This window comes from Kribbella sp. NPDC002412 (genome assembly GCF_053592935.1).
The window spans coordinates 62,909-77,553 of record NZ_JBSFBL010000030.1; the positions used below are offsets into that span (position 1 = coordinate 62,909).

General features: G+C 69.3%; 9 protein-coding genes. 2 read left to right on the forward strand and 7 right to left on the reverse strand.

The window, feature by feature from the left end:
- Nucleotides 1–48 precede the first annotated feature (48 nt).
- The 3 genes from ACWCOV_RS23685 to ACWCOV_RS23695 form a co-directional block, all read right to left on the reverse strand.
- Nucleotides 49–480 (reverse strand): Fur family transcriptional regulator, encoded by a 432-nt coding sequence (locus ACWCOV_RS23685; protein ID WP_449831473.1) that lies wholly within the window; start codon nt 478–480, stop codon nt 49–51.
- A gap of 12 nt (nt 481–492) precedes the next feature.
- A complete protein-coding gene (gene topA / locus ACWCOV_RS23690) occupies nt 493–3,246 on the reverse strand; it encodes a type I DNA topoisomerase (protein WP_449831474.1) in 2,754 nt (917 codons plus the stop codon).
- A gap of 297 nt (nt 3,247–3,543) precedes the next feature.
- Entirely contained in the window at nt 3,544–4,854 is a 1,311-nt protein-coding gene (locus tag ACWCOV_RS23695; protein ID WP_449831475.1) for an alpha/beta hydrolase family protein, read from the reverse strand.
- A 158-nt stretch (nt 4,855–5,012) separates the two neighbouring features.
- On the opposite strand from ACWCOV_RS23695, the gene ACWCOV_RS23700 reads away from it, so the two are divergent.
- Entirely contained in the window at nt 5,013–8,693 is a 3,681-nt protein-coding gene (locus ACWCOV_RS23700; protein ID WP_449831476.1) for an NPCBM/NEW2 domain-containing protein, read from the forward strand.
- A gap of 7 nt (nt 8,694–8,700) precedes the next feature.
- Nucleotides 8,701–10,134 (forward strand): DUF7059 domain-containing protein, encoded by a 1,434-nt coding sequence (locus ACWCOV_RS23705; RefSeq protein ID WP_449831477.1) that lies wholly within the window; start codon nt 8,701–8,703, stop codon nt 10,132–10,134.
- Here ACWCOV_RS23705 and ACWCOV_RS23710 read toward each other — a convergent pair.
- The 4 genes from ACWCOV_RS23710 to ACWCOV_RS23725 form a co-directional block, all read right to left on the reverse strand.
- Entirely contained in the window at nt 10,131–11,690 is a 1,560-nt protein-coding gene (locus ACWCOV_RS23710; protein ID WP_449831478.1) for a diguanylate cyclase, read from the reverse strand. The two genes, ACWCOV_RS23705 and ACWCOV_RS23710, sit on opposite strands and share 4 nt — an antisense overlap.
- 19 nt (nt 11,691–11,709) lie before the next feature.
- Nucleotides 11,710–13,266, reverse strand: coding sequence for a diguanylate cyclase domain-containing protein (locus tag ACWCOV_RS23715; RefSeq protein ID WP_449831479.1), 1,557 nt, complete (start codon nt 13,264–13,266; stop codon nt 11,710–11,712).
- Nucleotides 13,267–13,657: 391 nt separating this feature from the next.
- Nucleotides 13,658–13,903, reverse strand: coding sequence for a hypothetical protein (locus ACWCOV_RS23720; protein WP_449831480.1), 246 nt, complete (start codon nt 13,901–13,903; stop codon nt 13,658–13,660).
- The gene (locus ACWCOV_RS23725) at nt 13,900–14,190 is read right to left on the reverse strand and encodes a DUF6247 family protein (protein WP_449831481.1); all 291 of its coding nucleotides are present in this window, start codon (nt 14,188–14,190) and stop codon (nt 13,900–13,902) included. The genes ACWCOV_RS23720 and ACWCOV_RS23725 overlap by 4 nt, the downstream gene beginning before the upstream one ends.
- Between the last annotated feature and the right edge of the window lie 455 nt (nt 14,191–14,645).

Below are 14,645 nucleotides of genomic sequence, written 5' to 3' on the forward strand. Positions count from 1 at the left end.
GAATCCACACTGATCAACAGATATGGACAGGAGTGTGACCGATTCAGGTCAGCGCTGGCACTCCTTGCACACCCCGATCAGGGCGACCTGTTCCGGGGCGAGCTGGAAGCCGAGCTCCCGCTGGACCTTCTTCCTCGCGGTCTCGAGGATGTCACCCGGGGCGTCATACACCGTCCCGCACTCGGAGCAGCGCAGGTGCAGGTGGCGAGGTGCCAGGTCGCCGGCCAGGTGGTACGTCGTACCGGCCCGGCCGAGGTGGACGTGCGTGACCAGGCCGAACTCACCCAGCGCGTCCAGCGCCCGGTAGACGGTGGCGCGGTGGATGCCGGGCCGCAGCTGCTCGGCGCGCTCGCCGATCTGCTCGGCGCTCAGGTGCTCCTCGGTGCCCGCGAGCACCTCCACCACCGCGAGCCGGGCCGGCGTGACCCGCTCGCCCCGGTCCCGCAACCGCTGCGCGGTGACTTCGACAGCACTGGTCACGTCGGCCCCATCTCAGGACTTCTCGGCGGCCGTCTTCTTGGCGGTCGTCTTCTTCGCCGCGGCCTTCTTGGTGGTGGTCTTCTTCGCCGCCGTCTTCTTCGTCGCGGTCTTCTTCGTCGTGGTCTTCTTCGTCGTGGTCTTCTTCGCGGCGGACTTCTTGGCCGTCTTCTTCACCGGCCCGCGGGCCCGCTTGTCCGCCAGCAGCTCGGCGGCGCGCAGCAGCGAGATGGTCTCGACCGAGTCGTCCTTGCGCAGGGTCGCGTTCGTCTCGCCGTCGGTGACGTACGGGCCGAAGCGGCCCTCCTTCACCACCACCGGCTTGCCGGACTCCGGGTCCTCGCCGAGCTCCTTCAGCGGCGGCGCCGCGGCCCGGCGGCCGCGCTGCTTCGGCTCGGAGTAGATCTTCAGCGCCTCTTCGAGGGTGATGTCGAACATCTGCTCCTCGGACGACAGCGACCGCGAGTCGGTGCCCTTCTTCAGGTACGGCCCGTAGCGGCCGTTCTGCGCGGTGATCTCGTCACCGCTCTCCGGGTCCTTGCCGACGACCCGCGGCAGCGACAGCAGCTTCATCGCGTCGTCGAGGCTGACGCTGTCCAGCGTCATCGACTTGAGCAGCGACCCGGTGCGCGGCTTGGCGCTCTTCGGCGCGTCCTCCGGCAGCACCTCGGTCACGTACGGACCGAACCGGCCGGCCTTCGCGACCACCTTCAGGCCGGTGTCGGGCGCCGTACCGAGCTCGTGCTCGACGCCGGACGGCTGGCTGAGCAGCTCCTGGGCCTTGTCGACGGTCAGCTCGTCCGGCGGCAGGTCCTCGGGCACGTTGGCGCGCCGCTCGTCCTTGTCCTCGACGTACGGTCCGTAGCGGCCGACCCGGACCACGATGCCGCTGTCGTCACCGCCGACCGGGAAGGTGGACATCTCCCGGGCGTCGATGTCGCCGAGGTCGTTCACCATCGAGTGCAGGCCCTCGAGGTCGTCGTCGCCGAAGTAGAACCGGGACAGCACGCCCTCGCGCTGCAGGTCCCCGGCGGCGACCTCGTCGAGGACGTCCTCCATGGTCGCGGTGAACGCGTAGTCCACCAGCCGGGTGAAGTGCTCCTCGAGCAGCCGGACGACCGCGAACGCCAGCCAGGCCGGCACCAGCGCGGAGCCCTTCTTGTACACGTACCGGCGGGCCTGGATGGTGCCGATGATCGACGCGTACGTCGACGGCCGGCCGATCTCGCGCTCTTCGAGCTCCCGGATCAGCGTCGCTTCGGTGTAGCGGGCCGGCGGCTTGGTCTCGTGGCCGGAGGCCAGCACCTCGACCGCGGGCAGCACGTCGCCCTCGGCCACGTCGGGCAGCCGGGTCTCCTGGTCGTCGGTGCCGGCGGACGGGTCGTCCGCGCCCTCGACGTACGCCTTGAGGAAGCCGTGGAAGGTGATCACCCGGCCGGACGAGGTGAACTCGCACTTCTCGCCGGACGAAGCGGTCGCGTCGATCTTGATCGAGACGCTGCGGCCCTCGGCGTCCTTCATCTGGGACGCGATGGTGCGCATCCAGATCAGCTCGTAGAGCCGGTACTCGGCGCCGCTCAGCCCGGTCTGCGCCGGGGTCTGGAAGACCTCGCCGGCCGGCCGGATCGCCTCGTGCGCCTCCTGCGCGTTCTTCACCTTGGAGGTGTAGACCCGCGGCTTGTCCGGCAGGTACGACGCGCCGTACAGCTCCCGGACCTGGGCCCGGGCGGCGGTGATCGCGGTGTCCGACAGCGTCACGCTGTCGGTACGCATATAGGTGATGTTGCCGTTCTCGTAGAGCCGCTGGGCGATCTGCATCGTCTGCGAGGCGGACATGCCGAGCTTGCGGCCGGCCTCCTGCTGCAGCGTGGTGGTCCGGAACGGCGCGTACGGCTTGCGGGTGTACGGCTTGGACTCGATCGAACGGACGGTGAACTGCGAGTCGCGCAGCGCGGCGGCCAGCGCGGTCGCGGTCTCCTCGTTCAGGTGGACCGTGTTCTGGCCCTTCAGCTCACCGCTCGAGCTGAAGTCGCGGCCCTGGGCCACCCGGCGGCTGTCCACCGAGACCAGCCGGGACGGGAACTGCCGCGGGGTGCGGCCCTCACCGGCGTCCAGCGTGGCGTCCAGGTCCCAGTACGACGCGCTGCGGAACGCGATCCGCTCGCGCTCGCGGTCGACCACCATCCGGATCGCGACCGACTGCACCCGGCCCGCCGACAGCTTCGGCATGACCTTCTTCCACAGCACCGGCGAGACCTCGTAGCCGTACAGCCGGTCCAGGATCCGGCGCGCCTCCTGGGCGTCGACCAGGGACTCGTTGATGTCGCGGGCGCTGCCGACCGCGTCCTGGATCGCCTTCGGGGTGATCTCGTGGAAGACCATCCGCTTGACCGGGACCTTCGGCTTCAGCTCGTCCAGCAGGTGCCAGGCGATCGCCTCGCCCTCGCGGTCCTCATCGGTGGCCAGGTAGAGCTCGTCGGCGGACTTGAGCAGGTCCTTCAGCTTGCGGATCTGGGCCTTCTTGTCGGCCGGGACGACGTACAGCGGGTCGAAGTGGTCCTCGACGTTCACGCCGAGCCGGGCCCAGGGCAGGCCCTTGTACTTCGCCGGGATCTCGTCCGCCCCGCTGGGCAGGTCGCGGATGTGACCGAAGCTGGACTCCACCACGTACCCGGACCCCAGGAAACCGGCGATCATCCGCGCCTTCTTCGGCGACTCGACGATCACCAGCCTGCTAGCCGATGTCTTCGTCCCTGCTGCCCCTGCCACTGCGCTCCTTGCCCTAGCACTCTGTCGCCCTGCCGACAACGCCCGAGATCAGGCGTCTGTTCCCCCGGACACAGACCGACCCCGCCCGAGGACAGGGTACGGCCGACGGCAACGCATTTCTCAACGCACGGTAACCGGTCTCGCCGCCCGTACACCTCACAGGGTTTCAGAAAGTGTCCGACAACCCCGCTCACCGCGCGTCGCAGCACGACCACCGAGCGGCAGAACCCCGCCCCTCACGTCGTGACGAGGGTACGCCGTCCCGCGGCCGCAGCGGTGGCAGGAGTCACAACGTGGTCAGCGGGCGAAGTGGATCTCCGGGAATTTCGGCGAGTCGCCGCGGAGCAGCAGCTCGGGCCGGCCACGCAGGTTCTGGTCGAAGAAGGCGGCGATGTACTGCCGCTGGGCGAGCACGCTGCGGTCCGGCTGGACCGCGCCGACCAGGGCCGTCATCACCGAGGTGATGATGTCGTCCTCGCCGTAGATCTCCCGGAACAGCTGGTCGAAGACGAACTGGAAGTCGGTGAACGCCTTCTGCTTCGCGCCGGTCAGGCCGAGGTTCAGCTTCCAGCCGCGCTGCTCGTCCCAGAACCTGGCCCAGGACTTGTCGTAGTACTCCTTCCCGGCGTCGGTGCGCTGGCTGGCGTCCGAGCCGAACAGCAGGAACGGCTGGTCGAGCCCTTTCCGCGCCACCTCACCGAGCGGACCCTTGGCCCGGTCGTCCTGGAGCGTCCCGTCCAGGTCGAGGCCGGCCGCGAACCGGCGGTCCTCGAGCAGCGTGTTCGCGGTCGCGTAGCCGCCGAGGGAGAAGCCGAACATGCCGATCCGCCGCAGGTCGAGACCGCCGGCGAGCCCGTGCGGCAGGGCCTTGCCGTCCATGTCCGGGTTGTCGCCGCGGACGATCCGCTCGAGCTGGTCCAGCACGAACCGCGCGTCCGCCGTCCGGGTCTCGACCGCCTTGCGGGTGAACTCCGGATCCGGCAGCTGGCTGGCCGGCACACCGGGGAGGAACCGCCCGCCCGGGAACTCGGTCGGCGTCTCGTGGGTGTGGTCCATGGTGACCACGACGTACCCGCGACTGGCCAGGTCCTCGACCTGCGCGGTGTTCACGAACCGGCTGTACTGGTAGCCGGGAGAGAACAGTACGACGGGGTGCGGGATCGGCTGCACCGGCGCGTCGACGCGGGAGTGCGTCTCGGTGTTGGCGAAGTCGAACGAGCCGGTCGGCACCGCGAGCCCGTACTCCCCGGTCCAGGCCTCGTCGACCTCGACGGCGGTCCGCTTCGGCATGTACCTGGCGAGCGGGGCGTCGGCGGCCGCCGAGCCGGGGTACCAGAGGCTGACCATCAGCTCCCGCTTGCCGCTGGGCATGGTCGGGTCCGGCCGGGACTGGTCGATCAGGTGCAGGGCGGTCGTGCCGAGCGCCTTCCGGCCGGTCGGCGCGGGCAGCCGGAAGGTCACCGGGTGGAAGTCGGGGTCGTCCTGGGCGGTGAAGCGGTCCGGGTCGAGGGGGTAGGCCTGGGCGAGGGCCGGGGTGGTCAGCGCGACGCCGAGGCCGAGGCTGCCGGTCAGCACCGCACGTCGGCTGAAGGTTCGACTGTTCGCCATGCGAAACATCGTCATGGCCCGGGTTCACCCCGTGATGGCGACGGCGTCTCAACTTCATGACGGCCGAGCTGATGACAAGCCGCGGTCTGTGCGCTTCAATGAGCGCATTCTTGTTCATAGATGCGTGAAGTGAGGCACTCGTGAGCATCTTTGTCCGCATGAAACGTTCAGTCACCATCGGCGCCTCAGCCGTGGCGCTGATCGCCGGTGCCTTGCTCAGCACCGGCGGCACAGCGTCCGCCGAGCCCGCCGCCGGTGACACCGCGCTGGGCGACGTCAGCGGGTTCGCCGCCGACGGAGCGACGTACACCTTGACCGCCGGTCCGGCGAAGGTTCGGGTCGTCTTCCTGAAGGACGACGTGTTCCGGCTGTGGCTGGCGCCGGACGGGAACTTCACCGACCCGGCCGGCACGCCGCCGACCGATCCGGACCAACCGTCGTCGACGATCGTCACCAAGACCGACTACGGCACGCCGCGGACGTCGTGGCGGGACCGCGGCAGCTTCTACTCGCTCACGACCGGCAAGATCGAGGTCCGGGCGCAGAAGTCACCGCTGCGGTTCTCGGTGCACCGCTCGAACGGCCAGCTGGTCTGGGCCGAGACGGCGCCGCTGTCGTGGAACGACACCTCCACCACGCAGTCGCTGGGCCGCGGTCCGAGTGAGCAGTTCTTCGGCGGCGGCATGCAGAACGGCCGGTTCTCGCACCGCGACCAGACCATCAAGATCTCCCGCGACTTCAACTGGGAGGACGGCGGCAACCCGAACGCCTCTCCCTACTACATGAGCACCGCGGGGTACGGCGTACTGCGGAACACGTTCAGCCCGGGGAGCTACAGCTTCACCGAGCCGGTCGTCACCAAGCACGACGAGCAGCGGTTCGACGCCTACTACTTCATCGGCGACCTGAAGACCTCGCTCGACCGCTACACCGAGCTGACCGGCCGGCCGTTCATGCCGCCGATCTACGGGCTCGAGTACGGCGACTCCGACTGCTACAACCGCGGTCACTACGCGAAGGACCCGGACACCAGCAACGACTGGAAGGTGCACCCGGACAAGGTGACCACGCTGGACGCGGTGAAGATCGCGCAGCGGTTCAAGGACGAGGACATGCCCGGCGGCTGGATGCTGGTCAACGACGACTACGGCTGCGGGTACTCCGACGACACCGACTTCGAGCAGGTCGAAGGCACCTGGTGGGGCAAGCGCGAGATCCCGCCGCTCAAGCAGACCGGTGACGAGCTCCGGCAGCGCGGCATCCAGATGGGCCTGTGGACGCAGTCCTCGCTGGACCGGCAGCCGGCCGAGGTCGGCGAGGCAGGCGTCCGGGTCCGCAAGCTGGACGTCGCCTGGGTCGGCCCGGGCTACCGGCACGCGCTCAGCGCCTGCGACACCGCGCACGGAGGTATCGAGCAGTACAGCAACGCCCGCGGCTTCGCCTGGATGGTGGAGGGCTGGGCCGGCGCACAGCGGTGTGCGGTGCAGTGGACCGGTGACCACAGCGGTTCGCTGGACGCGATCAGGTGGCAGATCCCGGCGATCCACGGCTCCGGCAACTCCGGTATCGCCTACAGCGCGGGCGACGTGGACGGCATCTTCGGCGGCTCGCCCACGTCGTACGTCCGGGACATGCAGTGGAAGGTCTTCAACCCGGCCTTCATGACGATGTCCGGCTGGGCCACGCCGGCCTTCAAGCAGCCGTGGGCGTACGGCGATCCCTACACCTCGATCAACCGCAAGTACCTGAAGCTGCGTGAGCGCCTGCTGCCGTACTTCTACACGTACGCCGCCGAGGCGCACCGAACCGGCGCACCGCTGAACCGGTCGCTGGTGCTGGAGTACCCGGACGACCCGAAGACCTGGGACGACACCACCAAGTACGAGTTCCTGGCCGGCAAGGAGTTCCTGGTCGCGCCGATGTGGGGTGCGGACGAGGTGAAGAACGGCATCTACCTGCCGAAGGGCAACTGGGTCGACTACTGGACCGGCCGCGTCTACCAAGGCCCGACCACGGTGAACGGGTACAACGCGCCGCTCGACACTCTGCCGCTGTTCGTGAAGGCGGGCGCCGTCGTACCGATGTGGAAGGCGGGGATCAACACCGCGGCCGAGCAGGGCTTCGGCGACCCGCTGACGGTCGACATCTACCCGCAGGGCAAGTCGTCGTTCAGCCTGTTCGAGGACGACCGGGTCACGCGGTCCGGGAAGTCCGCCACGCAGGTCTTCGCGGTCGACGCGCCGGCTCAGGGCCGCGGTGACGTGACGGTCAAGATCGGCGCGAGCGTCGGCTCCTACACCGGCAAGCCCGCGGCTCGCCCGTACGAGCTGACCGTCCACACCGGCTCTACGCCGCGTGAGGTCCTGGTGGACGGCCGCAAGGTGAGCGGCTGGACGTACGAGAACGGCGTCGTGCACGTGAAGACGGCACCGATCTCCACTGAGCGCTCTGCTGTGGTCCAGCTCGTTGGTACGTCGTCGGTCGGCGGCCCGGATGTCGCGAACTCCTTCGGCACGCCGGAGCTCACTTCCCCGTCGCTGTGGAACGCTCCCGGCCAGGCCACCGAGGTGACCGCGACCTTCCACAACGGCAGCAAGGAGACGATGCGGGACGTCCGCCTGGACGTGCAGGTCCCGAGCGGCTGGACGGTGACCGGTCAGAAGGTGTTCGCCATCGTCGAGCGCGGCAAGACCGTGACGACGAAGCTGCAGGTCACGCCGGGCGCCGATGTGAAGCCGGCGTCGTTCACCCTGAAGCTGGTGGCGACCTACCTTGCCGACGGCAAGAGCTACTCCAACAGCGCGGCGGCAACCGCCCAGCTCCCGTACGGTTCGTTGTCCCAGGCAGCCAACGTGGTCGGCATCAGCGACGCGTCGACGTACGCCCAGGGCAACTTCGACGGGTCGGGCAACAGCTTCAACGGCGAGGCACTCGCGGCGGCCGGTTACACGCCTGGCGCGACGGTGACCGTGCAGGACGCACAGTTCACCTGGCCGTCCGGTGCGCCGGGAACGCCCAACCTGGTGAAGAACCAGCCGGCGCCGATCCTGGTCTCCGGTACGGGTTCGCACCTTGCCCTACTGGGCGCCGGAGCGAGCCTCAACGCCCGCGGGGCCGTCACGATCATCTACACCGACGGTTCGCAGTCACAGGCCACCTTCCAGCTGCCGAACTGGTGCTGCCAGGATCCGGCCACGGGAGGCGCGAAGCTCGCGGTGTCGGTGAAGGGCCGCTACACGCAGGCGGGCCTGAGCAACACCACGACCGACTACCGGGTCTTCTACACCGCTGTGCCGCTCGACCCGGGGAAGACGGTCAAGGCGATCAAGCTGCCTGGCGGCGGACTCGGCTTCTTCGCCGCGACGATCGCCGACAAACCGTTGCCACCGGCACCGACCGGCGAGAAGTGGGTGAGCGATCTGGAGTTCCTCGACTCGACCAACGGCTGGGGCCCGGTCGAACGGGACCGCAGCAACGGCGAGGACGGCGCCGCCGACGGCAACCCGATCACCCTCGACGGCGTGCAGTACGCGATGGGCCTGGGCACGCACGCGCCGTCCGCGGTCAGCGTCCGGATCGGCGGAAACTGCAACACGTTCACCGCGAAGGTCGGGGTGGACGACGAGATGGCGGACCGCGGCAAGGTCAGCTTCAAGGTCCTCGTCGACGGAGTCGCGAAGTACACGTCCGACCTGCTCACCGGCACGTCACCGACAGCCAGCGTCTCGGTCGACGTGACCGGCGGCCAGACGCTGACGCTACAGGTCACCGACGGCGGCGACGGCATCACCAGCGACCACGGCGACTGGGCAGAGGCCAAGGTGAGCTGCAACCCATAATGGCTGCATGACTGAACTGACGGGGGCCGACGTGGACGCGCTGCGGCAGGCGTTCACGACCGCCGGGTACACGGTCGAAGGCGTGGCCAAACGGCTCGGTCCCCAGGCCAACAGTGCGCTGGCCCGCAACGAGACAACTCTTGCGGGCCGGCGCACCGGCTCCGGCGACGCGCTCGACACGATGATCCGGTTGTTCCTGCTGCAGCACGCCGTACCGGAATCCCTTGTCGCACCGGCGTTTCCCAACCTCGATCTAGTTGCGTTGGGCATCGTTGATACCGCGGGCAAGGCTCTGCTCGACATCCGGCCGTACGCCGAGGACGGTCGGGAGTGGTGGGTGGTTGCGGACCTGACGCCTGGGCTGGATGGGCGGCGGGAGCCGATGCGGTCCGACTACGTGCTCGGGATCGCGCCGGCCAGTCTGAGCCTCATCCACCTGACCGTGCCGATCAAGGCGGAGCGGGCCCTCGACATCGGCACCGGCTGCGGGATTCAGTCGCTGCACCTGGCCGATCGGGTCAACCAGGTCGTCGCCACCGACGTGAACCCGCGGGCACTGCAACTGGCCCGGTGGACGGCCGCGCTGAACCGCGTCGACCTCGACGTCCGGTCGGGCAGCCTGTACGAGCCCGTCCGGGACGAGCGGTTCGACCTGATCGTGAGCAACCCGCCGTACGTGATCTCGCCGGGTGACGGGCGGCTGACGTACCGGGAGACCGGGTTCGCCGGTGACTCCGTCGTCGAGCAGCTGGTGCGACAAGCGCCGTACCACTTGACCGAGGGTGGCTGGTGCCAGCTGCTGGCCAACTGGACCTGCGTCCGCGGTGAGGACTGGCGGGACCGGCTCGCCGGGTGGACGGGCGACCGGTCCGCGTGGGCGGTGCAGCGCGAGCAGCTCGACCCGTCCGAGTACGTCGAGCTGTGGCTGCGGGACGCTGGCCTGCACGGGTCCCCGGAGTACACAGCCCGGTACGACGCTTGGCTGCGCTGGCTGGACGACCAGGATGTCGAGGCGATCGGGATGGGCTGGATCACCTTGCACAACGTGGCTGGGACCCTCGAGGCCGAGGAGTGGCCGTACGAGATCGAGCGGCCGATCGGTCCGCACGTACTGCGTCGGTTCGACCGGTCGGAGGGGTTGCCGGACGACCTGACCGGGCTGCATCTGGTGGTGGCGGACGACGTCGTCCAGGAGACGAGTGGGCAGCCGGGCGCCGAGGACCCCGCGTCGATCGTGCTGCGGCGGCAGCGTGGCATGCGCCGGGCGGAGCAGGCAGACACTGTGCTGGCCGGGTTCGTCGGTGCATGCGACGGAGACTTGAGCGTGGGCCAGATTCTGGCGGCGCTGGCCGACTTGCTGGGGCAGCCACTGGAGGCTGTGCTTCGCGAGTACCTTCCGCAGGTCAGACGCCTTCTCGTGGAAGGGTTCCTGGACTATTAAGTCCGGCGTCGGCGCTTGTCGGCGTACATGCGCTTGTCTGCCTTGGCGAGCAGGTCGCTGACCGCCGTACCGTCGGTGCTGCTCGCCTGCCCGATGCTGAGCCGCAGCATGCCGAACCACGGCTCCTCCGACGACGCCGCGACTCGGTCCGCCGCGATCTTGATCCGCTCGACCAGCTCGCGTGCGCCACGCTCGTCCGGCTTGTCCAGTACGACGACGAACTCGTCCCCACCGGCTCGCGCCACCACGTCCTCGGCACGGCACTGCTCGGTCAGCAGTTGCCCGACCCGTCGCAGCACGTCGTCACCGCAAGCATGCCCGTAGCTGTCGTTGATCACCTTGAGGTTGTCCACGTCGATGGCGATCACAGCCACCGAACGGCTGGCGTCGTGCGCGACCGACATGCGTTCGTCGAGTGCTCTGCGGTTGCCCACACCGGTCAGCGGATCCTCACGTGCCGCCCGCCACTCCGCGTCATGCCGGATCGAGAGCTCGTGGTTGGCCAGCGCGGAGCGGACGGCGTACAGACCGCGCAACCGCTCGGCCCACCAGCCTCTGGTGATCGCCCGCGCGTACTGCAGCCCGGCGACCGCTCCGACATCGCCTGACTCCGCCACGATCTGTACGGCGGTGTGCCGGACCAGCGCCTCGACCGGCGGATCCGATGTCGGCGGCAGGTCGCTTCCGGCCCGGTGTGCGGCCTCTGCGGCGTCCTCCAGCCGGCCGAGAGCGGCGTACGCCTTGGCCAGGTAGGTGCCCGCGATCGCGGCCAGCTCGAGGTCGCCCAGCTTCGCCAGCTGGTCACGGCAGTCCTTGAGAATCGCCACCGCCTCGGCGGCGTCGGCGTCGTCGTTGCTCGCGGCCAGCCACATCCGCCCGGCGATCGGCCAGTACCCGAGCAGGTCGTCGCGGACGATCACCTTGACCGCCTCACCCGCCCACCGGTGCGCGTCCCGCCGGCGCTCGCGGATCTCCTCGTCGTACGACGTGTCGCCCAGCCGCTCCAGCTCGTGCGCCCAGCGCAGGTTCGACTCGGCCAGGTTGAGCCGGTTGATCGCCGGCGCCTCGGCGAGGCCGAGCGGGTCGTGGTCGCCCTCGGCCGCGAGCTCGAAGTGCGGGATGCACAGCTCGTACAGGCGGAGCAGGTCGTAGGCGTACCCGAGGCCGGTGTGCGCCCAGCCGGCCAGGCCGAGGTCGCGGGTCCGGGACAGCGCGTTCTCGGCCGCGACCAGGTCGGCGACCGAGTCACCGCCCTCGCCGGTGCGGATCAGGGTGACGATCCGGATCGCGATCGCGTTCGCCTCCCAGCCGGGCTCGTCGATCGCGCGGGCCACCCGGATGCAGGCGTCGACCGCGTCCAGCGCCTCGCCCGCGTCGGTGGCGTGGTGCGCCGCGACGGCCCGCACGTACTCGGCGGCGGCCCGCTCCGGGCTCGGCTCGGACCCGAGCTCGGCCAGCAACCGGTGCAGCTCGGTCGCCGCCTCGGCCGGATTGCCCGACTGGGCCCGCGTCATCGCCGTCGCGATCCGCGCGGTCACCCCCGACGTGTCGCGCACCTCACAACCCCCTGTCGCCTCACCGCCTGCGGCGCTTGTCGTCGTACAACCGACGGTCCGCCGTGGCGATCAGCTGATCGACCGCGACTCCTTCGGCTGTTGCGGCGTACCCGATGCTCAGCCCCAGCCGACCGAGCCAGGGCTTCGAGGCCGACGCCGCGATCGCCGCGGCCGCCGTACGGATCCGCAGCGCCAACTGGGCGCCACCCTTGGCGTCCGGCTGGTCCAGCACCACGATGAACTCGTCGCCACCCGATCGAATCACGGCATCGGTCGCTCGCGCCTGTTCTACCAGGAGATTTGCCACAACCTGCAGCAATTCGTCCCCGCAGGCGTGCCCATAAGTGTCGTTGACAACCTTCAAGTCGTCGACATCGATCGCCAGCACCGTCACAGCGCGGCCGGAGTCGCGGGCGGCGGTCAGCCGCTCGTCCAACGCCCGGCGGTTGCCGATCCCGGTCAGCGGATCGTGCCGCGCCGCGTGCCACTCGGCATCGTGCCGCTGGGACAGGTCATGCGTGGCAAGCGCATGCCGTACGGCGTTCAGCGCTCGCTGACGCTCCTTCCACCAGCCGCGCGCCACCGAACGCGCATACTCCAACCCTGCAACGGATCCCGGCCCACCCACGCTCGCCGCGACCTCCGCCCGGGTCTGCAGCACCAGCACGTGGGTCGCCGGATCCGCCAATGGAATAAGGTCGTCCGCCGCCCGATCCGCCGCCGCCTTCGCATCCTCATGCTTGCCGTCGGCCTCGAGAGCCCTGGCCAGGTAGGTGCCCGCGATCGCCAGCCGCTCGGTCTCACCCAGCTTGCTGATCTCGTCCCGGCACTCCGTCAGTTCGGCCACCGCCTGCGCCGGGTCGTCGTCCGTGGCAGCCGCCGCCAGCCACAACCGGGCACTCAACCGCCAGAACTCCTGGCCCTCGTCGTCGACGATCACCCGCTCCGCCGCCCGCGCCCAGTACGCCGCCGACGCCCGCCGCTCCTGGATCTCCTGCTCGTACGACGGATCGCCCAGCCGCTCGAGCTCGTGCGCCCACCGTAGATACGTCTCGGCCAGGTTCAGGCGGTCGATCGCCAGCGACTCGGCCAGCTCGAAGACGTCCGCGTCCAGCTGGGTGGCGAGCTCGTAATGCGGAATGCACAGTTCGTAAAGGCGCAGGACGTCGTACGCGTAGCCGAGACCGGTGTGCGCCCAGGCGGTCAGCCCGTCGTCCTTGGTCCGTTTGAGAGCGTGTTCGGCGGCGACCAGATCCTTCACCGTGTCCCCGCCCCGGCCGCTGCGGGCCAAGTTGATGATCCGGATCGGCAGGGCATTCGCTTCCCAGCCCGGCTCGTCGATCGCCTTCGCGACCTCGATACACGCGTCGACAGCTTTCAGGGCCTCGTCCGCGTCACTCGCGTGATGAGCGGTGACCCCGCGCACGTACTCCGCCGCGGCCAGCTGGTAGCTCGGCACACCACCAAGCTCCGCCCGGACCGCCTCGATCTCGGCAGCCGCAGTCGCATGCCCACCCGTCTGGGCCAACGTCATCGCGGCGGCGATCCGGGCAGTCAGCGCGCCCCCGGTCGCCATCTCGCCACTACCCATAACCCCGCCGGCGGCCTTCCCTCTCCACACCCGCACCTCGGGCCGGACCGCCCATTGTGACCACCCACCCCCACATCTGTCACGACCCGAACCCGCCACGACCACCTAGTGCCACGAATTAGTCACCCACGCGGAGCGCGTGGGATTCCCCCACGCGCCGCTACGCAGGCCCATCCGTCGCCCGCTCGCCAGCGCTCCCCCCCACCGCTGAACTCGCGCGCTGCCGCACGCGACCTGCGGGCTCCCGCCGCGGCTTGCCGGCTGCCGCCGGCGAGTACGCGTCCTATCGCCCGCTTCGCTCGAAGGCGGGTGGCATCGCCGGGATGTAGTCGTCGAAGCCGCCCCGGACACAGCGAACGCTCGACCGGGACGCGAATCAGCCAGCCCAGACGACGCCGAAGATGCGGAGCAACTCGCGATCGTGGTCGACGTAGGACGACAGCAGGCCGAAATCACCAAATGTGCACTGCCGGAAGGCCGGCACATCTCGGTCGAGACTCTGACTGTCCCACGGCGCGCTGACCAACTTGCTGACACGATCAACCAACGCATCGAACGCCGACGGAGGCAGACCTTGTAGCTGGGCCAGTGCGGAAGCGTGGAAGTCCACGCGAAAGTTCATCGCCTGTCTGACCAGCCGGGGATCACTTGCTCGGCGGGGACGAATTCTTCGTCCCGCCCCTCCCGAGCTGCCTGCATTGCCTCGTCATAGTGCGGATCGGAGTACGCGACGGCCCGAAGTCGCCAGAGATGCAAGACGTCTCGCAGTTGCTGGAAACGCCAGACCTCATGCGCCGCGTCGAGGGCGCCGTGGTACTCCTCCAGAAACTGCTCATGCCATTTCGCCGGCAGCAAGCGAAGAATCTCGCTGGGGTCCTCCGGCGACCCGTGCATCGGCTGAGCAGTCATGTCGCAAGACTACCGGAGCAGGGCTCCCGGGAGAGCGAGTTATCCACAGACACTCCTGCCTTGGGCAACCCACGATCCGCACTAGTGAAGGCCACCTGGCCCCTCTTCCACGTCCGCCGCGCCAACCACACCGACCCGGGACGCGATCTCGCCCACGCCGCCAAAGGCAGCCAATGGACTGCCGCCGCGCAGCGGTGTCCTATCCACAAGCTCCGGGTCGACCGGCGCCAACCACACGCCCCACGACTACGGCACGCACACGCCGCCGCAGGCGGCCGAAAGGCTGTCGCCGCGTAGCGGTGTCCATCCGCGAACTCCACGTCGGACAGCGCCAACCACCCCGGCCCGGGACTACGACACGCGCACGCCGCCGAAGGCGCCAAAAGAACTGCCGCCGCGCAGCGGTGTCCTTTCCGCGGCCGCCAACCACACCGACCCGGGACCACGGCACGTGC

What these genes read in the sequence shown, in the direction of transcription:
- ACWCOV_RS23705 (WP_449831477.1), top strand. Translation starts at nt 8,701, where the DNA reads ATGACTGAACTGACGGGGGCCGACGTGGACGCGCTGCGGCAGGCGTTC.
- ACWCOV_RS23720 (WP_449831480.1), bottom strand. Translation starts at nt 13,903, where the DNA reads ATGAACTTTCGCGTGGACTTCCACGCTTCCGCACTGGCCCAGCTACAA.
- ACWCOV_RS23695 (WP_449831475.1), bottom strand. Translation starts at nt 4,854, where the DNA reads ATGGCGAACAGTCGAACCTTCAGCCGACGTGCGGTGCTGACCGGCAGC.
- ACWCOV_RS23700 (WP_449831476.1), top strand. Translation starts at nt 5,013, where the DNA reads ATGAAACGTTCAGTCACCATCGGCGCCTCAGCCGTGGCGCTGATCGCC.
- ACWCOV_RS23725 (WP_449831481.1), bottom strand. Translation starts at nt 14,190, where the DNA reads ATGACTGCTCAGCCGATGCACGGGTCGCCGGAGGACCCCAGCGAGATT.
- ACWCOV_RS23715 (WP_449831479.1), bottom strand. Translation starts at nt 13,266, where the DNA reads ATGGCGACCGGGGGCGCGCTGACTGCCCGGATCGCCGCCGCGATGACG.